Raw genomic sequence first — 20,416 nt, 5'->3', positions numbered from 1 at the left:
CCCCGGCCCGCACAGCGGGCCGGGGTCGCGGCAGTCGGGCGTGTTTCTTGGGTACTTCTTTGCACGAGCAAAGAAGTACCTCGCGGCGCGCTGGCGAGTCAGCGCCGGGCAGGCGGCGGACCGAAGGCACCGTACACACCCGATGCTGAACCAGGACCAGCCACAACAAGCCAGGCGGCCAAACGAAGCCCCCCGCAAACGTCGCAGATCAGTGCTGCGAGGCCGGCGGCAGCTGGATAAAGCGCTCGCGATACAGGCGCAGCTCGTCGATCGAGTCGCGGATATCCTGCAGCGCCTGATGCGAAGCATTCTTGCGCAACTGCGCGATCACATCCGGCGCCCAGCGCCGCGCGAGCTCCTTCAGCGTCGAGACATCCAGGTTGCGGTAGTGGAAGTACTGCTCCAGCTCCGGCATCAACCGCGCCATGAAGCGCCGATCCTGGCAAATCGAATTGCCACACATCGGCGAGGCCCCCTTCGGCACGTACTGCGCCAGAAATTCCAGGGTCTCCTGTTCCGCATCCCGGGTCTCCGACGAACTGTTGCGCACACGCTCGATCAGCCCCGAGGTCCCGTGGGTGCGCTGGTTCCACTCGTCCATCGCCTCCAGGACCTCCGCCGGCTGGTAGATCGCGATGACCGGCCCCTCGGCAAGGATGTTCAGTTCCTTGTCGGTGACAATGGTGGCCACCTCCAGGATGCGGTCGGTCTGCGGCTCCAGCCCCGTCATTTCGAGGTCGATCCAGACCAGGTTCTCGGCATTCACGGCCATCTTGTGCCTCCTTGGCGGACAGCCCACGCCTGCATGCTGGCTGCCCTTTCATCTGTCGCAGGAGTCTATCATCATGGTTGCAAGGCTCGTGACCACGGGCCCAAACCCCCGCCACAAGGAGGGAAGCATGCGACATACCCATACCAGCATTGCCACCGCCGCGACCGTGCTCGCGCTGAGCCTGGGCGGCGCGAGCACGGCCCTGGCCGACGACATCCGCGTGGGACAGGAGCTGCACAGCGACAACTGCATCAGTTGCCATGCCGACATGGTCGGGGGCGACGGCTCCGGGCTGTACACCCGCGACAACCGCATGGTCGGCTCGCACGACGAACTGGTCGCCCAGGTCAACAACTGCAACGTCAACCTTGGCACCAACTGGTTCGACGACGAAGTCAACGCCGTGGTCGCCTATCTCAACGCGGAGTACTACCAGTTCGATGAGTGATCTCAAGAGCAAGCACTGCCAGTCCTGCGAGGGCTTCACCGACCCGATGCCGCGGGAGGACGCGGAGCGCGCCCTTAAGCAACTGCATGACGGCTGGGGCATCGACGAGGCCGGCAAGAGCATCCAGCGCAGTTTCAAGTTCAAGAACTTCCACGAGACCATGGCCTTCGTGAACGCCGTGGCCTGGATTGCCCATGTCGAGGATCACCATCCCGACATGGCCGTCGGCTTCAACCGCTGCGCGGTGGAATTCTCGACCCATGCCATCGGCGGCCTGAGCGAGAACGACTTCATCTGTGCCGCGCGTATCGATGCCCTGTTCGAGTAACCCCCACCCGGGAGTCCCGGCTTGAGCCGGGTCGCCCGGGTCTTCGCCCGCCACAACCAGATGGCCGACATCGCGGTGGACCACGAGCCGCCGCGACGCCTGCGGCTGCACCGACGCTTCCGCGACCTCGCCTGTGGCGACCGCGTGGAGCTGGACGCCGCGGGAGAACAGGTTGCGCGCCAGCTCGATCGCGACAACGTCCTGGTCCGGCGGGACGGGTTTGGGCGACGCAAGGTGATTGCCGCCAACATCGACTGCGTATGGATCGTGATCGCGCCGGAACCCGCCCCGTCGCGTAACTTGATCGACCGCTTTCTGGTCGCGATCCTGAACCTCCCCGCGCGCCCGCGCCTGCTGGTGAACAAGCAGGACACCGGCCCCGCCGAGCCCCCCGAGTGGCTGGCCGCCTATCGCGAACTGGATCTCGATCCGCTGTACGTCTCCGCCAGGACCGGGTATGGGCTGGACGAACTGGCGGCGGCCGCGGCCGGGCACACCAATATCCTCGTTGGTCAGTCCGGCGTCGGAAAGTCCTCGCTGGTGGCCGCCCTTCTCGATCAATACGGGATCGCCGACGCCATAGCGCCGGCCACCGGCGATCTCGCCGCCTCCGGCGAGGGCCGCCATACCACGGTCACCGCGCAGTGGTACCCGCTCGCCAACGGGGGTGCCTGGATCGACTCGCCCGGCGTGCGCGACTTCACGCCCGAGATCCCGTCACTGGATACCCTGGAGCGCGGCTTCCCGGACATCGCGGAACGGGCGGTGGCCTGCCGCTTCCGCGACTGTCGCCACCAGACCGAACCGGGCTGTGCGGTTCGCGCCGCCATCGACGCCGGCGAACTCCCCGCGGAGCGGCTGCAGGCCTGGCACGAACTCGCCGCCGAAATCCCCGCCCAGACCCGCGCCCGCGGGTAACGGTTCCACCACGTAGCGCACAAGAAAACCAAAAAATCGGTTTACAGGAAGAAGGGAAGACTGGAAGGGAAAGGGATTAAAAACCGCTTGTTCGAGTAAGCCCTGCGAACGACCCCGGCGCCGCTCAGCGCATTAAAACGGGCATTTCTACCAGCCTTCCCAACTTCCTGTTAACGCTCTTGAAGTGTTTTTTCGGACTAGCAGTGGGAGGGTGTCGCGGCGGGGGCCGGGATCAGAAGGTCAGGCCCATCTCGACGCCGATGACGGAGGAGGTCGGCTCGCGGCTTGCACCCTCGAACTCGAGGCGATCGGCCAGCCAGTTGTCCGCCGAGTTCAGCGAATAGTCGTCGTAGTACAGGCTCAGGGAGAGCTCGGACTGGTTCTGCAGGCGCAGGCGGCCGTCCAGGCTCAGGTAGCCGGCAGTACGGCCCGTCTCGCGATAGCGCGTGCCATAGCCAAAACCCAGGTCACGGGCCTCGCTGGACAGGGGCTGGCGCACCCCCACCCGGAACTGGCTGTCGAAGCGACCGGAGGCAAAGGTCGGACCGAAGCTGAAGTCGGTGAAATACGCGGTGGACTCGCTGGCGGGGCCGAGGTCGTTCCAGTCCGGCCGGGTCTCCATGCCCAGCCCCAGATTCAGGCCGTAGCCAAAACCACCGCCCAGCTCCTGGTGGTAACCGCCCACCGCCTCGAACTGGCGCGTGCTGGCGAAGGCATTGTCGGTATCCTCGAGGATCGAGGCATCCCCGGTACTGCGGACCGACAGCCGGTAGCGCGAATCGCTGTCGCGACCGGTCTCCGGTTCGCCGCGCAGCGTGGTGATCGCCGCATCCGGACCCGCGAACCCCTGCGTCTGAGGCGACGCGAGCAGCGAATAGCGGTCGTCCGCGCTGGCCGGCGCCGCTGCGACCGCGAACCCGCTGACCAGCAGCACTCCAGCGACCAGCGAAGAACGGGGCCCACGCAGACGAACCCGCCCCAGGCCTTGCACCTGAGGCGGGTTCGTCGGGGCTGCACCGTTCAGTCCGTGTCGCGTCACACCAGTGATCCGTATTGTTGTTCTTCTTGCCTAGCCCGGGGGCCAGCTCAGCGCACGCCCGGCCAGGACATGCATGTGTATATGGTAGACCGTCTGGCCCCCGTGTTCGTTGCAATTCATCACGGTTCGATAACCGTTTTCCGCAAATCCGCGATCGCGAGCAATCTGCGCGGCCACCCGGGTCATCTGCCCGATGATCGGGGCGTCGGCCGCGTCCAGATCATTGAGCGTGGCGATGTGCTTTTTCGGGATCACCAGCACATGTTCGGGGGCCTGCGGATTCAGGTCTTCGAAGGCCAGCACCGCGTCGTCCTCGAAGACCACCTTCGCCGGGATCTCCCCCGCCACGATCCTGCAGAACACACAATCGGTCATGCCGCCACTCCCGTATCGGTCAAAATATTACCACGTATCAATATTCACGCCGACCCGACAGCGCATGCGCCAGGGTCCCGGCATCGATGTACTCCAGTTCGCCACCACTGGGAATACCCTGGGCAATCCGGGTGGTGCGCACCCCGTGGCGCGCCGCCATCTCCGCGAGGTAATGGGCGGTCACCTCGCCCTCCACCGACGTGTTTGTCGCCAGGATCAGTTCTTCCACGCCCTCGGCCTGCAGGCGCGCCTCCAGCCGGTTCAGCCCCAGCTCTTCCGGGCCGATGCCGTCCAGCGGGGACAGTCGCCCGAGGAGCACATGAAAGCGCCCGCCGAAATCGGTCGCCGACTCGATCGCCAGCACGTCCCCGGGGCTTTCCACCACGCAGATCACCCGCGAATCGCGTTCCGGATCGGCACACCGACTGCAGGTTTCGGCCGCGGTGAGCGTGCGGCAGACGGAACAGTGCCCGATACGCTGGACCGCGTCGTCGACCGCCCGCGACAGGCGCCGCGCGCCCTCGCGGTCGCGCTCCAGCAGGTGCAGGGCCATGCGCCGTGCCGATTTCGCCCCGACCCCGGGGAGACAGCGCAGCGCCTGGACCAGTTCGTCCAGTTCCGCATCCATCAGACGCGTCCGACCCGGCCGGTCAGAACGGCAGCTTCATGCCCGCCGGCAGGCCCATGCCCTCGGTCAGGCTGCCCATGCGCTCCTGCGTGGTCGACTCGACCTTCTGCACCGCGTCGTTGATGGCCGCGGCCACCAGATCCTCGATCATGTCGCGGTCATCCTCGAACAGGCTGGGGTCGATCTTGACCCGGCGCGCCGCGTACTTGCCGGTCAGGACCACGCTGACAAGCCCGCCACCGGCCTGGCCCTCGATCTCCATCTCGGCCAGCTCGGCCTGCACCTTCTGCATGTCTTCCTGCATCTTCTGGGCCTGCTTCATCAGGCCGCCCATACCACCTTTCATCATCGGTTCGATCTCCTGCCCCGCAACGCGGCGGTTTCTGGTTCAGTTACTTGTCTGGCGTGGCGCCGCCGGTCGAGGGGGCCTCGCCGGGTTCGCGAATCCGCACGGCCCCCAGTTCGGCGCCAAATTCCTCGCCCAGCGCCTGGACCACCGGGTCCTCGCGCATGGCCGTCTCGGCGCTAGCCTGACGCTCCGCCGAGGCCGCCGCAAGCCGGGCCGCGGGGGTCTCCCCGGAAGGCTCGGACTGGTTGACGATCTCCAGGCGCAGGCTGTGGCCCAGGGCGTTCTCCAGCGCATCCTTCAGCCGGCCCTTGGCACGATCGGTACACAGTGTGCCCGGGGCCACCGCGATCACCACGCGTTCCGCGTCATGCTCGCGCAGCTCGGCGTGCCGGGCGAGTTCGCGCACCGTGCCCATGGGCAGCCCCTCGGCGAAGCGGTACCAGTCGAAAGCGCCATCCGCCGCGACGGGCGGCGCAGCCGCCTCCGGCGCGTAAGGGCCGGCCGTGGAAGGCGACGCCTCGCGCGCCTGACGCGGCGCGGTGTGACCGGCCGGTGCTTCGGCCTGCGGTACCGGCGGTGCCGGCTCGTTCACCTGTTCACGGGGGCGTGACGGCGGCGCGCTGGCGGCGCCGGCACCCCCGGTCGGGCCGGCGGCAGTTGCCGGGGGACTGGCGGAAGCCGCCGATGCCCGGGATGCGGTGCGCGTGGACGGCGCCGACGCGGTCCCGTCGGTACTGGCCGGCCGACGCGGCGGGGTATCACCGGACTCGCCCGCAGGCCCCGGAACCGGCTCCGGCCGGAAGGCCAGCAGCCGCAACAGGGTCATCTCCACGCCCATGCGCGCGTCCGGGGCATAGGGCAGATCGCGTACACCGTGCACCAGGATCTGATAGGCCAGCTGGATCGTCTCCGGGTCGACCCGGTCGGCGGCCTCCCGGGCCCAGACGAGCGCCTCCTCGCCCGCCCCGGGAGCCGTGCCGGCCACCTGCTGGACGGCCACCTGATGCACCAGCGCGGCCAGTTCATCCAGCAGCCGCGACCAGTCGGGGCCCAGGGCATCCAGCTCCGCCAGTCCCGCCAGCAGGCCGGGGCCGTCCCCGGCAAACACGGCATCCAGCAAGCCGGCCAGGCGCGTGCGCGGGAGCAGCCCGAGCATGTCGCAGGCATCGGATTCGCTCAGGCGTTCACCGCCATAGGCAATCGCCTGGTCGGTCAGGCTCAGGGCATCGCGCATCGAGCCCTCGGCCGCCTCGCCCAGGCGCAGCAGCGCGCCCGGCTCCGCCTCCACGCCCTCGGCGGCGAGGATGCGCGTCAGGTGCTCGGCGATCATCGCCGGCGGCATCGGCTTCAGATTGAACTGCAGGCAGCGCGACAGCACGGTGACCGGAAGCTTCTGCGGATCGGTCGTCGCCAGCAGGAACTTCACATGGTCCGGCGGCTCTTCCAGCGTCTTCAACAGGGCGTTGAAGCTCTTCTCGGAGAGCATGTGTACCTCGTCGATCAGGTACACCTTGAAACGCCCGGTGGTCGGCGCATAGGAGACGTTGTCCAGCAGCTCGCGGGTGTCGTCCACCCGGGTGCGCGACGCGGCATCCACCTCGATCAGGTCCAGATGGCGACCCTCGGCAATCTCGACGCAGGAGCGGCACTCGCCGCAGGGCGTGGCGGTCACGCCGGTCTCGCAATTCAGGCAGCGCGCGAGGATGCGGGCGATGGTGGTCTTGCCCACCCCGCGGGTCCCGGCAAACAGGTAGGCATGATGCAGCCGATCGCCGCTGAGGGCATTGGCCAGGGCGCGCACCACATGCGGCTGCCCGACCAGGTCCTCGAAGCGCGAGGGACGCCACTTGCGGGCCAGAACCTGGTGACTCATGCCTCCCCCGTCGATCGAGTCATGTGCACGCCCGGGTGCGGGCATCACCGCAGGGGTCCGGGCCGCAGGGAAATAGGGTGGTGGCCCGCACCCGCCACACCCCGGCGCCCGACGCAGCTGCTACCGTTGCTCCCTTCCGGGCCTGGCGGGGTTCACAGCCTGTCGTCGCGAGGGGACTGATACGGACCACCATAACGCGGTCCGCGATTCGGCGTTTCCGAATCGGGGCGGCAAGCTTCCGCATTTCCGGCGAACGCGTCAACCTTGGGGCCATGCTATGGAATCGGTGTAACCACCGCGACCGGCACACCGATAGCCTAAAACTAACGATCAAATAGAAAAGGAACACTGGATCAATCATTAGCCAGGCCTTATCTTGAGTCCCGTAGTCGGGCATCGGCCCGGCCGAAATCAAAATCTTCTCTCTGGCAATCAACACTCAACTGAAGGAGTACAACTCATGGAACTCGAAAATCGCGAAGGTCAGCGCGTACCGGAAGTCACCTTCCGCTGCCGCAAGGACAACGACTGGCACGACGTGCGCTCGGCCGACCTGTTCAATGGCCGCAACGTGGTCGTGTTCGCCCTACCGGGGGCCTTCACCCCGACCTGCTCCTCGGCCCACGTGCCGCGTTACAACGAACTGGCGCCGGTGCTCAAGGAGCACGGCATCGACGAGATCGTCTGCATCTCGGTCAACGATGGCTTCGTGATGGAGGCCTGGCAGGCCGACCAGCAGGCCGACCGCGTGACCTTCATCGCCGACGGCAACGGTGAGTTCACCGAGCAGATGGGCATGCTGGTCGACAAGAGCGATCTCGGCTTCGGCTGGCGCTCCTGGCGCTACTCCATGCTGGTGCGCGACGGCGTGATCGAGAAGCAGTTCATCGAGCCGGACGAGCCGGGCGACCCCTTCGTCGTCTCCGACGCCGACACTATGCTCGCCCACGTCGCCCCGGATGCGGCCTGCCCCGAAGACGTGGTCGTCTTCACCAAGCCGGGCTGCCCGTACTGCGCCAGCGCCAAGGAGATGCTGGAGAGCGCCGGTCTCGAGTACGAAGAGATCATCCTGGGCCGCGACGCCAGCCTGCGCAGCCTGCGCGCCGCCACCGGCGCGATGACCGTCCCGCAGGTGTTCGTGGGCGGCCACCGCATCGGCGGCTCGGAAGATCTGCAGGAGTGGATCTCCCGCGAGCAGAAGGCGGCGTAAGTCGTCTCAGCCCCCCGGGGCGGGTTCTGTCCCGCCCCGGGTGGTCACCCGGAACATGGGTGGCCATCCGTGTCCGGATGCCCGCACAGGCAGACGTCCGGACACGGATGGCAGATCCTGACGCCCGCGCGCAACGCGGTCGTTATGTAACACTTTCACCGAACCCTTCGAGGAATCGACATGGAACACTACGACATCATCGTGATTGGCGGCGGCAGCGGCGGTCTGGCCGTGGCGGAACGCGCCGCCCCGCACGGCGCGCGCGTCGCCGTGTTCGATCCCAAGCCGCTGGGCGGCACCTGCGTGAACGAGGGCTGTGTGCCCAAGAAACTCACCTGGTACGCCGCGGAGCATATGTCGCACGCACGCGAAGCCGGCGAGTTCGGCGTGGATGTCGAGATCAAGGGCATCCGTTACGCCGACCTGGCGAACAAGCGTCAGGCCATGCTGAAGGACCTGAACCAGTTCTGGTCCGGACACCTGGAAAAGCTGGGTGTGACCCACATCCCGGAACGCGCCCGCCTGACCGGCAAGAACCAGGTGGTCAGCGACAGCGGCACCGAATACACCGCCGAGCGCATCGTGCTGGCAATGGGCGGCGCCCCGATCGTGCCGCCGCTGGAGGGTGCCGAGCTGGGCGCGACCTCCGACGACTTCTTCGAATGGACCGAGCTGCCGGAATCCATCGCCGTGATCGGCGCCGGCTACATCGGCCTGGAGATGGCCGGCATGCTGCGTTCCATGGGCGTGAAGACCGACGTGGTCGCCATGGAGGACCGCGTGCTGGAGATGTTCGACCCGATGGTCTCGCAGGCGCTGGACCAGCACATGGAGCACCAGGGCATCGACCGCCACCTGGGCGTGAAGGTCGCCGGCCTGGGCGGTGAGCCCGGCGCGGTCACCGTGAAGCTGGAGGGCGGCCAGGAGCTGGGCCCCTATGAGAAGGTCCTGTGGGCCGTCGGCCGCAAGCCGGCCACCAGCGACATGGGCCTGGAAGAGGCCGGAGTCGAGATCGCCCGCGGCGGCATCATCCCGGTGGACGAATGGCAGGCCACCAATGTCGACGGTATCTACGCCCTGGGCGACATCATCGGCAAAGGGCCGCTGACCCCAGTGGCGATTGCCGCCGGCCGGCGCCTGGCCGCCCACTGGTATGCCCCCGAGACGAAGCCGGTACCGGTGGACTACGACCAGATCCCCACGGTCACCTTCACCCACCCGACCGCGGGCATGGTGGGTCTGACCGAGCCGCAGGCGGTGGAGAAGCACGGCGACTCGGTACGCGTCTACGAGACCCAGTTCGGCGGCCTGAACCGCGCGTTCGCCGAGGGCGAGGTGCCGCCGGTGGCCATGAAGCTGGTCTGCGCCGGGGAGGATGAAAAGGTCGTCGGCATCCACATGATCGGCGCGAATGTCGACGAGATGCTGCAGGGCTTTGCCGTGGCGGTGCGCATGGGCGCGACCAAGCGCGACCTGGACCTGACCATCCCGCTGCACCCCACCAGCGCCGAGGAACTGGTCACCCTGAAGGAAGGCCGCCCCGGGCGCCAGGAAGGCCTGGCCCAGGCCGCCTGACCCCCGACCCGCCCTCCCCCACGCAAAACGCCGCCCCGGAACACATCCCGGGGCGGCGTCTTTTCTTGCGCGTGCGGTCTGCCGAAGCCCGCGCGGTCGGTTGTCAGAATCGCCAGCCCAACGACGCGGTGAAGGCGTCGATCTTGTAGTCGCTGTCGAAGTCGTAGCGCTCAAACTCGGCGCGAATCAGGAAGCGATCCAGCTTCACCTGCGCACCCACTCCGTAGAGCGGGTCCACGCCATCGTTGTTACGCAGGGTAAGGCTCTCATCCCCCAGGTTCCCGCGCACATCCGCATCCCACTTGGCGAGACCCGCCTTGGCGAAGAACTCGAAGTGCTGCCCGATCGGCAGCTTGCCGAGCACGCTCGCGCCGTAGGCACTCGACTTGATGTCGGTGTGCGCACCCTGCTCGTCACCGCGCAGCTTCACCTTCCCGAGGTCCGAGTAGAACCCCTCCACCCCTACGTAGGGATTGAAGTTGTATCCAACGAACCCGCGCCAGACGTTGTCATCATCATCCAGGCGGTAGTCGGAGGCACCAGAACCAATAAAATCGGCGACCTCGTCCCGATCATTCTGCAGCGAGCTGAAACCGGTTCCCAGGCCCATGTACAGCCCCTCGCTCCGGTCGGATGGATCCGCCATCACTCCCTGCGGTACCAGAAGACCCGAGGCTGCCACTGCAACGGTTGCTAGCAGGAATTTTTTCATTTGCGCGTCTCCTTGAAACATTGTTGATCACCAAAGGCGCGCCGATTCTCCCGAACCGTCATATAACGAAAAAGACCGAACCTGTGATGGCCTCCGGATAACCGCAAGAACCCCAAAAGTGCTCCACTCACAACGCGAAGCCGCCCACAATCGGCACCGCAAAAATGCGCCGGGACGACGCTGATCCACCGACACGCGCCCCCGGATCCCGCAGGACCCGTGCCGGGTTAAGGACACCCGGTGTCAGTCCAGTTCGCGCAGCGGGTCCTCGTTCGTGGAAGGCGCCTGCTCGCCATCGGCTTCGTCCTGCTGGCGTTCTTCCTCGCGCAGATCCTCGACCCAGCCACGCAGGTCCTCCTCCACCTCCTCGACCGTTTCGTCCACAGTCTCGCCGGCCTCCTGTGCCGGGCCGGAGTCGGAACACCCCGCCAGCAGGCCGGCAAGGCCCAGGACCAAGCCCACTGCATATACCGGATGCCGGGTCCAATACGCACCGGGGCCCACGCCCGCGTCTTTTACTCGCACGTCATTGTTCATCTCGCACCTGCCAGTGAATTCAATACTCAAGGTGTCGTCCGGCCAACCCGGGTCCTGTCGTTCACCGAACCATTCTCATGGAAACGCAGCACGCGCCGCGGGAACGGATTCACATTCGAGGACTCGCTCTTACTGCACCGCGTACCAGTTTGCAAAATGCGTCCTCAACATGCGCGCCGCGTCGCGATTCGAAAAACCGAAATGAGAACGGGTGCGCCAAGCCGGATACAAACCCCACACTGAATCAAAATTTCTGCCCTACACTGATATTTTCAGATGACCCGAAAGGAGAAAACCGATGCTGGGATGGGCCCTGTTGTTTCTGATTGTCGCGATCGTGGCGGGCGCGCTCGGCCTCAGCGGCATCGCCGGAGCCGCCACGCAGATCGCCTGGATCCTGTTTGTCGTGGGGCTGATCCTGGCCGTGGTCTTCTTCATCACCGGGCGCCGGCCCCCGCTTTAGCGAAATGCCCGCTTCCATCACCCCGGAGGCGGGTGTAACGGTAAGAAACACCGGTGTTACGCGACGTAACACATTGAAGAACCAGCCGGGCGCAAGTCACTGTTCCGCCCCGGCAGAAAGATTGGCGCGCAATTTGCAGTGAATCCCCGAAACGTGAATACGATCACCTTGGGGATACCGTCCACGCCATGTCTGACGCGCTCGACAGCACCCGGGAGTTCCTCGGCGCTCACGCCCCGTTCGACCAGCTCGAGGCGGACGCGCTGGAGTTCCTCCTTCCGCGCCTGGAGAGTCGCTTCTATGCCCGGGGTGCCCGCATCACCGACCCTGAGGCCGGCCCCGCACAACGTTTCCACATCATTCGCCAGGGTCGCATCCGGGGCGAGACCCCCAGCGAAGACGAACAGCTCTCCGGCAAGGCCTGGGAACTGATCCCCGGCGAGTGCTTCCCGATTGGTGCCCTGCTGGGGCGACGCGCCGTGCACACCGTGCACCGCGCGGCGGAGGACACCGTCTGTCTGGAACTGAACCTGGAGGACTTCGACCGCCTGCGGGCACGCTCGAAGGTATTCAACGACTTCTGCACCCGCCGCCTGGCCAATCTCCTGGACCGCCTGCAGCAGGGCCTGGACACCCTGTCCGCCCGCGACGGCGGGTCCGCCGGTCAGCTCAACACGCCCCTGGCGCTGCGCATCGCGCGCGAGCCCGTCACCTGCCGCCCGGAATCGCGCCTGCGCGAAGTCCTCGCCTCGATGCGCGACGAACGCGTGGGCTCCATCGTCGCGGTCGACGCGGAACAGCGACCAGTGGGGATCTTCACCCTGCACGACCTGCTGGCGCGCGTGGCGCTCGCGGATGTGGACCTGGATACGCCGATCTCCGCCGTGATGACGCCGGACCCGGTTGCCCTGGCCGAAGACGCCCCCGGCTTCGAGGGCATCGAGGCGATGACCGAGCACGGCATGACCCACCTGTGCGTGGTGCGTGACGGACGCCTGGTCGGGGTGCTGGGCGAGCGCGACCTGCTGACCAGCCAGCCCCTGACCCTGGATGGCCTGGTCCGCGAGATCCGCCGCGCGGACTCGGTGGCGACCATTGCCGAGCGCCTGCGTCAGGTTCCGCGCCTGATCGAGGCGGTGGTCGGCCAGGGCGCGGAGGCGGATCAGGTCCTGCGTCTGATCACCCGCCTCAACGAGCACGCCACCCGCCGCGTGCTGGCGTTGCTGCGCGGCGAACACCCGAGCATCGAGGGCATCGACTTCACCTGGCTGGCGTTTGGATCGCAGGCCCGCGAGGAACAGGCCCTGGTCACCGACCAGGACAACGGCATCCTGTTCGATGCTGAGGCCGGTGATGCGGACGCCATCCGCGAGCGCCTGCTGCCCTACGCGAAGGCCGTGAACCAGGCCCTGGCGGAATGCGGCTTCACCCTGTGCCCCGGCAACATCATGGCCGGCAACCCGGAGTGCTGCCTGAGCGGCCCGGAGTGGGATCAACGCTTTACCCGCTGGATCGAGCAGGGCACCCCGGAGCACCTGCTCAAGAGCACGATCTTCTTCGACCTGCGCGCGGTGGACGGCGATGCCGGCCCGGTCGAGGCCCTGCGCACCCGGCTGCTGCAGAAGACCGCGTTCAACAGCCGGTTCCGCCGTCAGATGGCGGCCAACCAGCAGATGTTCCGGCCGCCGCTGGGCCTGTTCGGCGAGATCAAGAGCGGCGCCGAGGGCATCGACATCAAGAAGCAGGGGCTCACACCCTTCGTCGACGCCGCGCGCGTCATCGCGCTGGCCGCCGAGCTGCCGGCGACGCGCACCCACGACCGTCTGGACCAGGCGGTCACCGCGGACGTGATGCGCGAAACCGATGCCCGCGACTACCACGCGGCGCTGCGCTACCTGCAGATGCTGCGCCTGCGCGCACAGCAGAAGGCCCTGCGCGAGGGGCGCGACGACGACAACCGAATCCGGCCGGAAGAACTGGGCGCCCTGGAGGGACGGGTGCTCAAGGAGAGTTTCCGGCAGGCCCGCAAGCTGCAGGGACAGCTTGAGGTGCAGTACCAGCTGTGAAGGATCACGGCAAACAACAAAACCTTACGAGAGGAGCATCGTCATGTCACAAGAAGACCTGAGCCGGCAGGCGTACTGGCGGGCGCACCTGCGCCTGCTGGGCATCTGCCTGGCCATCTGGTTCCTGGTGTCGTTCGTGCTGGGCATCCTGGTGGCCCAGCCCCTGAACGCGTTCCAGCTGGGGGGCTATCCGCTGGGCTTCTGGTTCGCACAACAGGGGTCGATCTACACCTTCATCATCCTGATCTTCGTTTATGCCTGGCGCATGAACGTGCTGGATCGCAAGTTCAACGTCCACGAGGAGTAAGCCTGTCATGGATCAACAGACTCTAAGCCTGCTCGTGGTCGGGGCGACCTTCGCCCTGTACATCGGCATCGCCATCTGGGCGCGTGCCGGTTCGACCAGCGAGTTCTACGTCGCCGGGCGCGGCATCAACCCGATCGCCAACGGCATGGCGACGGCCGCGGACTGGATGTCCGCCGCGTCGTTCATCTCCATGGCCGGCCTGATCGCGTTCCTCGGCTTCACCGGGGGCGCCTACCTGATGGGCTGGACCGGCGGCTACGTGCTGATGGCACTGCTGCTGGCCCCGTACCTGCGCAAGTTCGGGAAGTTCACGGTGCCGGAATTCATCGGTGACCGTTTCTACTCGAAGACCGCGCGCATCATCGCGGTGATCTCCCTGATCGTGATGTCCGTCACCTACGTGATCGGGCAGATGCGCGGGGTCGGGATCGCCTTCTCCAACATCCTGGAGGTGCCGCTGGCCACCGGGCTGTTCGCCGGGATGGCGGTGGTGTTCATCTACGCCGTGCTCGGCGGGATGAAGGGCATCACCTACACCCAGATCGCGCAGTACGTGATCATGATCTTTGCCTACACGGTGCCGGCGATCTTCATCGCCATCACCCTGACCGGCAACCCGCTGCCGCAGCTGGGTCTCGGTTCCACCCTGCAGGGTTCCGATACCTACCTGCTGGATGCGCTGGACCAGACGATGGTGGATCTGGGCTTCCACGCCTACACCGAAGTGGGCGGCATGAGCCTGATGAACATGTTCCTGCTGACCCTGGCGCTGATGATCGGTACCGCGGGTCTGCCGCACGTGATCATCCGCTTCTTCACCGTTCCGCGCGTGCGGGATGCCCGCAAGTCCGCCGGCTGGGCGCTGGTGTTCATCGGCATCCTCTACACCACCGCCCCGGCGGTCGGTGCGATGGCCATCTGGAACCTGGTCAACACCGTGCATCCGGGCGAGATCGGCACCGAGGAAGGCCACCTGGCCCACGCGGACAAGCCGGCCTGGATGGAGCGCTGGGAGCAGACCGGTCTGCTGGCGTTCGAGGACAAGAACGAAGACGGCGTGATCCAGTACTACAACGACGCCAACGAAGAGTTCGCCGCGATGGCGGAAGAGGAATACGGCTGGGAAGGCTCCGAGATCGTGACCCTCGACCGCGACATCATGGTGCTGGCCAACCCCGAGATCGCCGGGCTTCCGGGCTGGGTGATCGCACTGGTCGCAGCGGGCGGTATCGCTGCCGCACTGTCGACCGCGGCGGGGCTCCTGCTCGCCATATCGTCGGCCATCTCGCACGACTTGCTGAAGGGCGTATTCATGCCCAGGATCAGCGAGAAGAACGAGCTGATGGCAGGACGTATCGCCATGGCGGTTGCCATCCTGTTCGCGGGGTATCTGGGGCTTAATCCACCCGGCTTCGCGGCCGAGGTGGTGGCACTGGCCTTCGGTCTGGCCGCGGCCTCGCTGTTCCCGACCCTGATGATGGGCATCTTCATGAAGAAGATGAACAAGGAAGGCGCGATCGCCGGCATGCTGGTCGGTCTCGGGACCACCCTGCTGTACATCTTCACGTACAAGGGCTGGTTCTTCTTCTCCGGCACCGCCATGCTCCCGGACAATCCGGACGGCTGGCTGCTGGGTGTGAACCCGACCGGCTTCGGCGCCATCGGCGCGGCCTTCAACTTCATCACCGCCTACATTGTGATGAAGATGACCAAGGAACCGCCGAAGGACATCCAGGACCTGGTCGAAAGCGTGCGCGTACCGCGTACCGAAAGCTGATGGACGGCCCCGTCATGCCTGGCAGCATCGGCATGGCGGGGCTCCCGTCACCATGACTGGATGGAGTTTCAGAAGTAACGACGGGGTCGGCTCGGGTGCACCGGGTCGGCCCCTTTTATCTGGCACATGTCCCGCGGGACAAGCGGCAATCGACCCGAACCCGGTCGATTGCCGGTTGCCCCACACCCTGAACCCCAACGTATCCACGCCCCGGTGTCTCCCCGGGTATATCGCCACACGGACCCGCGCATGAACGGCGAACTCGAAGAGATCCGCGAGTTTCTCGACCGCTGCCCGGACCTGGCTCCCCTGCCGGCGGCCAGCCGGGACGCGATCGTGCGTCAGCTCACCCTGCGCTACCTGCGCGAGGGCAGCCGCTTCCCGCCGGACGCCGAGCCCGGCCTGTGGATCGTGCGCACCGGCACCCTGGAGATCCGCGACGCCCGCGACACCCTGCTGGACCGCCTGGGCGAAGGCGATCTGGTGCATATCGCCGCGTCACCGCAGACCCCGCTCGGCCCCGTGACCGAGGATGCCCTGGTCTACCACCTGCCTCTGGAGCGCGCCCGGCAACTGGCCGCCCGCGACGGCGCCATCGCCCAGTTCCTCGCCGACGACGCGCCGCGCCCCCTGGCCGCCGGGGGGGCGCCCCACGGCCACGGGGACGACAACCGGCTGCTGACCACGCCAGTCCGCGCGCTGATGACGCCGAACCCGGTGCTGGCATCGAGCACCCTGAGCCTGCGCGAGGCCGCGCGCCTGATGGACCGCGCCGACGTCTCCGCCCTGCTGCTGCACGCCCCGGACCGGCCGGGCGCCCCCGAAGGCATCCTGACCGACACCGACCTGCGGCGCGCCATCGCCAAGGGCATCGATCCCGGGCAACCCGTGGCGGAGTCGATGGCCGGCCCGCTGACCACCGTCCAGCGCGACACGCCCGCCTTCGAGGCCTTACTGCGCATGGCCCGCCACGACATCCACCATCTTCCCGTCGTCCACGAAGCGGACGGGGCCCTGGCCGGCATGCTCTCCAGCACCGACCTGATCCGCCACCAGGGCACCAGCGCCGTCTACCTGGTGCGCGACCTGCGCCGAGCCGACGATCTCGACGGCCTGAAGGCCGTGATGCAGGCCCTGCCCCGGCTGCAGGTCCAGCTGGTGGACTCCGGCGCGGATGCCGTGCAGCTCACGCAGACCATCACCACCGTGATCGACACCCTGACCCAGCGCCTGATCGAGCTCTGCGAGCGTGACCAGGGATCGGCCCCCTGCGCGTACGCCTGGCTGGCCAGCGGCAGCCAGGGCCGCCACGAACAGACCGTATTCACCGACCAGGACACCGCGCTCATCCTGGCCGACGACGCGCCGGAGGGCGCTGGCGCCTGGTTCGAGGCGCTGGCCCGCCAGGTCACCGCCGGCCTTGATGCCTGCGGCATCCGCGCCTGCCCCGGCGATGTCGACCCCACCCACCCGGACTGGCGCCGCCCCGCCGCCGACTGGGCCCGCGAGATGGAACGCGTGCTGCATCACCCCGCCGCGCGCGATGCGATGCTGGCCACCCACTATCTCGACATGCGCGTGATCCACGGGGACGCCACGCTGTTCGAGCCCCTGCGCCAGCGGGCCCTGGAAACCGGGGCCCGCCACGAGGCCCTGCTGAGCGCCCTGGCCGACCAGGCCCGCGACCTGCCCCCGCCACTGGGCTTCTTCCGGCAGTTCGTGCTGGAGGAGAGCGGCGAGCACGCGGACACCCTGGACCTGAAGATGCGCGGCCTGCTCCCGATCGTGGCCATGGCACGGGTCTTCGCCCTGCATGCCGGCAGCGAGGCGCGCAGCACCGTGGAGCGCCTGCGCGCCGCCGCCCGCGCCGGTGTGATCAGCGACACTACGGCCGACAACCTGATCGATGCCTGGCGCTACATCGCCGAGCTGCGCGCCCGCCACCAGGCGCACCAGATCCGCAACGCCCAGCCCCCGGACAACGCGCTGGACCCGGCCGAGCTGTCCACGCTGGAGCGCAGCCACCTGAAGACGGCCTTCCGCCTGGTCAGCGACGCCCGCAAGACGGCGCTCGCGAACGCCGAGCGTGTCCACGGATGAACCGCTCGACTATGCCCGGCCCGGCCCCCGTCAGCTGATGGTCTGCCCGCTCAACCATCCCGACTGGCGCCGACCACCCGGGCACTGGCGTTTCTGCCGGGCCCGCCGGCGCGCCGCGCGCCGGGCCCCGCCGGGCCCGCTGCGTACGTCCCTGGAGGCCCCCCTGCCGCGCGCCGGCCAGGCCGTCGCGGCCAGCCGCTTCCTCGCGGTCGACCTGGAGACCACCGGGCTGGATCCGGAGCACGACCGCATCCTCAGCATCGGCTGGGTGGCGATGGACGGCGCCCGCATCGACCTGGCCACCGCGGACCAGCGCCTGGTGCGCGCCGAGGGCCCGGTGCCGGAGGCCAGCGCGGTAATCCACCGCATCACCGATCAGCGCGCCGCCGAAGGTGTCCCGCTGGACGCGGCGCTGGATGCCCTGTTCGAGGCTCTCGCCGGACGCGTCATGGTGGCGCATCACGCGGCGCTGGAGATCGGCTTTCTGGAACAGGCCTGCCAGCGGCTGTACGGCGTGCGCCCGCCACTGGCGATCGTGGACACCCTGCGCCTGGCGGAGACGGCCCTGCGCCGCGCGGGCCAGCCGATCCCCGCGCACGGGCTGCGCCTGCACACCCTGCGCGCGCGCTACAACCTGCCGGCCTACCGCGCGCACGACGCGCTGTTCGACGCCATCGCCGCGGGCGAGCTGTTCGCCGCCCTGCTGAGCCGGCAATCGCCGGACGGCAAGCTGCCGCTCGGACGCGTGCTGTTCCGCCCCGCATGGCTCTGGTAGGCGCGGCCAGCGGGCGGTTCGCATGCTATCCTCGCACCCACTATGGAAACCCTGACGGGACTGGCCCCAGGCCGCTCCCGCCCCCAAACAAGAAATCGATCTGGAGGCCCTGATGAGTGACAACATCGAGTCCACCCTCACCGAGACGCGCCACTTCGCGCCGCCGGCGGAGTTCACCGCAAACGCCCGCCTGAAGCCGGCCGACCTGGAGGCCCTGCACCAGAAGGCCGAGGCCGACTACGAGGGCTTCTGGTGCGACCTCGCGCGCGAGCAGATCGACTGGCAGACCGACTTCACCCAGGGCCTGGATGACTCCAACGCGCCGCACTACCAGTGGTTCGCCGACGGGCGCATGAACGTCTCCTACAACTGCATCGACCGCCATCTCGAGGTGCGCGGCAACAAGACCGCCCTGATCTTCGAGGCGGAGAACGGCGACACCCGCCACCTGACCTACCGCGATCTCTACAACGAGGTCGGCAAGCTGGCCAATGCCCTCAAGGGCATGGGCGTGGAGAAGGGCGACCGCGTCATCATCTACATGCCGATGAACGCCGAGGCCGTGATCGCCATGCAGGCCTGCGCCCGCATCGGCGCGATCCACTCGGTGGTGTTCGGCGGCTTCTCCGCGGACGCGCTGCGTGACCGCGTGGTGGATTCCGGCGCCAAGGTGGTCATCACCGCCGATGGCGGCGAGCGCGGCGGCAAGGTCGTCGGGCTCAAGGCCAACGTCGACAAGGCGCTCGACTCCAACCCGGGCGATGTCGAGAAGGTGGTGGTCTGCAAGCGCGCCGGCAACGACGTGACCATGCACGAAGGCCGCGACGTCTGGTGGGAGGACGCGGTGGACGGCGAATCCGTCGACTGCGAGCCCGAGTGGGTGGAATCCGAGCATCCGTTGTTCCTGCTCTACACCTCCGGCTCCACCGGCAAGCCCAAGGGCATCCAGCACTCCAGCGCCGGCTACCTGCTGGGCGCGATCGTCACCAACCAGTGGGTGTTCGACCTGCAGGGCGACGACGTCTACTGGTGCACCGCGGATGTCGGCTGGATCACCGGCCACACCTACGTCGCCTATGGCCCGCTGGCCGTGGGTGCCACCCAGGTGGTCTACGAAGGCACCCCGACCGTCCCCGACGCCGGGCGCTGGTGGAAGATGTGCCAGGACCACGGCGTGACCGTGTTCTACACCGCCCCCACCGCGATCCGCGCGCTGATGAAGGCCGGACCGGACCTCCCCAAGCAGTACGACCTGTCCAAGCTGCGCCTGCTGGGCACGGTCGGCGAACCGATCAACCCCGAGGCCTGGATGTGGTACTACACCACGGTCGGCCAGGAACGCTGCCCGATCGTCGACACCTGGTGGCAGACCGAGACCGGCGCCAACATGATCGCCCCGATCCCGGGCGCGACCACCCTGGTCCCCGGCTCCTGCACCCAGGCCCTGCCCGGCGTCGCCGCGGACGTGGTGGACGAGGACGGCAAGAGCCTGGGCGCCGACCAGGGCGGCTACCTGGTCATCAAGAAGCCGTGGCCGCACATGCTGCGCACCGTCTGGGGCGATGACCAGCGCTACAAGGACACCTACTGGCCCAAGTTCGGCGGCAAGTACTACCTGGCCGGCGACTCCGCGCGCCGCGACGCCGAGGGCAACTTCTGGATCATGGGCCGCATCGACGACGTGCTGAACGTCTCCGGCCATCGCCTGGGCACCATGGAGGTCGAATCCGCCCTGGTCGCGCACAAGGCGGTGGCCGAGGCCGCCGTGGTCGGCCGCCCGCATGACGTGAAGGGCGAGGCCATCGTCGCCTTCGTGATCCTGCAGGGCGACCGCCTGACCGGCGACGAGGCCGACGCGATGATCAAGGAGCTGCGCAACTGGGTCGCCGACCAGATCGGTCCGATCGCCAAGCCGGACGACATCCGCTTTGCCGACGGCCTGCCCAAGACCCGCTCCGGCAAGATCATGCGCCGCCTGCTGCGCTCCATCGCCAAGGGCGAGGAGATCACCTCCGACACCTCCACCCTGGAAAACGAAGCCGTCATCCCGCAGCTCCAGGGCAAGGCCTGAACCGGAGGCCGGGGTATCGCACCCCGGCCCTCAATACCCCCGTAGGAGGCCAGCCCCCTGGCCGATAGGACGCCGGATCGGCCCCCATCGGCC

General features: G+C 67.5%; 20 protein-coding genes and 1 other RNA gene. 12 read left to right on the top strand and 9 right to left on the bottom strand.

Features of this window, described 5'->3' with window-relative positions:
- Positions 1-208 precede the first annotated feature (208 nt).
- Complete coding sequence (gene orn / locus D105_RS0107090; RefSeq protein ID WP_018866559.1) at positions 209-772, bottom strand: oligoribonuclease; 564 nt, start codon at positions 770-772, stop codon at positions 209-211.
- Between the two features lie 127 nt (positions 773-899).
- Here orn and D105_RS0107085 point away from each other — a divergent pair, with 127 nt between their 5' ends.
- From D105_RS0107085 to rsgA, 3 genes are read left to right on the top strand one after another with little or no spacing between them, the layout of a single operon-like run.
- Positions 900-1,220 carry a cytochrome c gene (locus D105_RS0107085; protein ID WP_018877986.1) on the top strand — a complete coding sequence of 107 codons (321 nt, stop codon included), beginning with the start codon at positions 900-902 and terminating at the stop codon, positions 1,218-1,220.
- On the top strand, positions 1,213-1,548 hold the full coding sequence (locus tag D105_RS0107080) for a 4a-hydroxytetrahydrobiopterin dehydratase (protein WP_018866557.1): 336 nt from the start codon (positions 1,213-1,215) through the stop codon (positions 1,546-1,548). Before D105_RS0107085 ends, D105_RS0107080 begins: the two co-directional genes overlap by 8 nt.
- A 21-nt stretch (positions 1,549-1,569) precedes the next feature.
- Entirely contained in the window at positions 1,570-2,466 is an 897-nt protein-coding gene (gene rsgA / locus D105_RS0107075; protein ID WP_018877985.1) for a ribosome small subunit-dependent GTPase A, read from the top strand.
- 232 nt (positions 2,467-2,698) lie between these two features.
- Here the strand turns inward: rsgA and D105_RS0107070 are convergent, their stop codons facing one another.
- The 6 genes from D105_RS0107070 to ffs form a co-directional block, all read right to left on the bottom strand.
- Entirely contained in the window at positions 2,699-3,505 is an 807-nt protein-coding gene (locus D105_RS0107070) for a hypothetical protein (RefSeq protein WP_369771868.1), read from the bottom strand.
- A 30-nt stretch (positions 3,506-3,535) separates the two neighbouring features.
- Positions 3,536-3,880 carry a histidine triad nucleotide-binding protein gene (locus D105_RS0107065; protein WP_018866554.1) on the bottom strand — a complete coding sequence of 115 codons (345 nt, stop codon included), beginning with the start codon at positions 3,878-3,880 and terminating at the stop codon, positions 3,536-3,538.
- 37 nt (positions 3,881-3,917) lie between these two features.
- A complete protein-coding gene (gene recR, locus D105_RS0107060; RefSeq protein WP_018866553.1) occupies positions 3,918-4,508 on the bottom strand; it encodes a recombination mediator RecR in 591 nt (196 codons plus the stop codon).
- Positions 4,509-4,530: 22 nt separating this feature from the next.
- On the bottom strand, positions 4,531-4,857 hold the full coding sequence (locus tag D105_RS0107055; RefSeq protein WP_018866552.1) for a YbaB/EbfC family nucleoid-associated protein: 327 nt from the start codon (positions 4,855-4,857) through the stop codon (positions 4,531-4,533).
- A gap of 43 nt (positions 4,858-4,900) precedes the next feature.
- Positions 4,901-6,730 (bottom strand): DNA polymerase III subunit gamma/tau, encoded by a 1,830-nt coding sequence (dnaX, locus tag D105_RS0107050; RefSeq protein ID WP_018877982.1) that lies wholly within the window; start codon positions 6,728-6,730, stop codon positions 4,901-4,903.
- Positions 6,731-6,815: 85 nt separating this feature from the next.
- Positions 6,816-6,912, bottom strand: an RNA gene (gene ffs / locus D105_RS14645) — signal recognition particle sRNA small type.
- 278 nt (positions 6,913-7,190) lie between these two features.
- On the opposite strand from ffs, the gene D105_RS0107045 reads away from it, so the two are divergent.
- Both D105_RS0107045 and gorA read left to right on the top strand, forming a co-directional pair.
- Positions 7,191-7,940: a glutathione peroxidase gene (locus tag D105_RS0107045; protein ID WP_018877981.1), complete on the top strand. Its 750-nt coding sequence runs from the start codon at positions 7,191-7,193 to the stop codon at positions 7,938-7,940.
- Positions 7,941-8,120: 180 nt separating this feature from the next.
- Positions 8,121-9,515 carry a glutathione-disulfide reductase gene (gene gorA, locus D105_RS0107040; RefSeq protein WP_018877980.1) on the top strand — a complete coding sequence of 465 codons (1,395 nt, stop codon included), beginning with the start codon at positions 8,121-8,123 and terminating at the stop codon, positions 9,513-9,515.
- 103 nt (positions 9,516-9,618) lie between these two features.
- On the opposite strand, the gene D105_RS0107035 is transcribed toward gorA, so the two are convergent.
- Together D105_RS0107035 and D105_RS0107030 are read right to left on the bottom strand one after the other, a co-directional pair.
- The gene (locus D105_RS0107035) at positions 9,619-10,227 is read right to left on the bottom strand and encodes a porin family protein (protein WP_026280440.1); all 609 of its coding nucleotides are present in this window, start codon (positions 10,225-10,227) and stop codon (positions 9,619-9,621) included.
- A gap of 243 nt (positions 10,228-10,470) precedes the next feature.
- On the bottom strand, positions 10,471-10,764 hold the full coding sequence (locus D105_RS0107030) for a hypothetical protein (RefSeq protein ID WP_231366846.1): 294 nt from the start codon (positions 10,762-10,764) through the stop codon (positions 10,471-10,473).
- Between the two features lie 298 nt (positions 10,765-11,062).
- Here D105_RS0107030 and D105_RS14640 point away from each other — a divergent pair, with 298 nt between their 5' ends.
- The 7 genes from D105_RS14640 (at position 11,063) to acs (ending at position 20,323) form a co-directional block, all read left to right on the top strand.
- Positions 11,063-11,227 carry a DUF1328 domain-containing protein gene (locus tag D105_RS14640; RefSeq protein ID WP_018866545.1) on the top strand — a complete coding sequence of 55 codons (165 nt, stop codon included), beginning with the start codon at positions 11,063-11,065 and terminating at the stop codon, positions 11,225-11,227.
- Between the two features lie 188 nt (positions 11,228-11,415).
- Positions 11,416-13,293 carry a DUF294 nucleotidyltransferase-like domain-containing protein gene (locus D105_RS0107020; protein ID WP_018877977.1) on the top strand — a complete coding sequence of 626 codons (1,878 nt, stop codon included), beginning with the start codon at positions 11,416-11,418 and terminating at the stop codon, positions 13,291-13,293.
- Between the two features lie 43 nt (positions 13,294-13,336).
- A complete protein-coding gene (locus D105_RS0107015; RefSeq protein WP_018866543.1) occupies positions 13,337-13,600 on the top strand; it encodes a DUF4212 domain-containing protein in 264 nt (87 codons plus the stop codon).
- A gap of 7 nt (positions 13,601-13,607) precedes the next feature.
- On the top strand, positions 13,608-15,377 hold the full coding sequence (locus D105_RS0107010; protein ID WP_018877976.1) for a sodium:solute symporter family protein: 1,770 nt from the start codon (positions 13,608-13,610) through the stop codon (positions 15,375-15,377).
- Between the two features lie 249 nt (positions 15,378-15,626).
- Complete coding sequence (locus D105_RS0107005; protein ID WP_018877975.1) at positions 15,627-17,477, top strand: putative nucleotidyltransferase substrate binding domain-containing protein; 1,851 nt, start codon at positions 15,627-15,629, stop codon at positions 17,475-17,477.
- A 163-nt stretch (positions 17,478-17,640) separates the two neighbouring features.
- Positions 17,641-18,252: a 3'-5' exonuclease gene (locus tag D105_RS0107000; protein WP_026279221.1), complete on the top strand. Its 612-nt coding sequence runs from the start codon at positions 17,641-17,643 to the stop codon at positions 18,250-18,252.
- Between the two features lie 112 nt (positions 18,253-18,364).
- Positions 18,365-20,323, top strand: a complete 1,959-nt coding sequence (gene acs, locus D105_RS0106995; protein ID WP_018877974.1) for an acetate--CoA ligase — start codon at positions 18,365-18,367, stop codon at positions 20,321-20,323.
- Positions 20,324-20,416: the final 93 nt, after the last annotated feature.

This window comes from Thioalkalivibrio sp. ALE28 (genome assembly GCF_000377425.1).
GTDB lineage: Bacteria > Pseudomonadota > Gammaproteobacteria > Ectothiorhodospirales > Ectothiorhodospiraceae > Thioalkalivibrio.
Note: the sequence above shows the minus strand (reverse complement) of the source record. Positions and strands in the feature narration are given on the sequence as shown.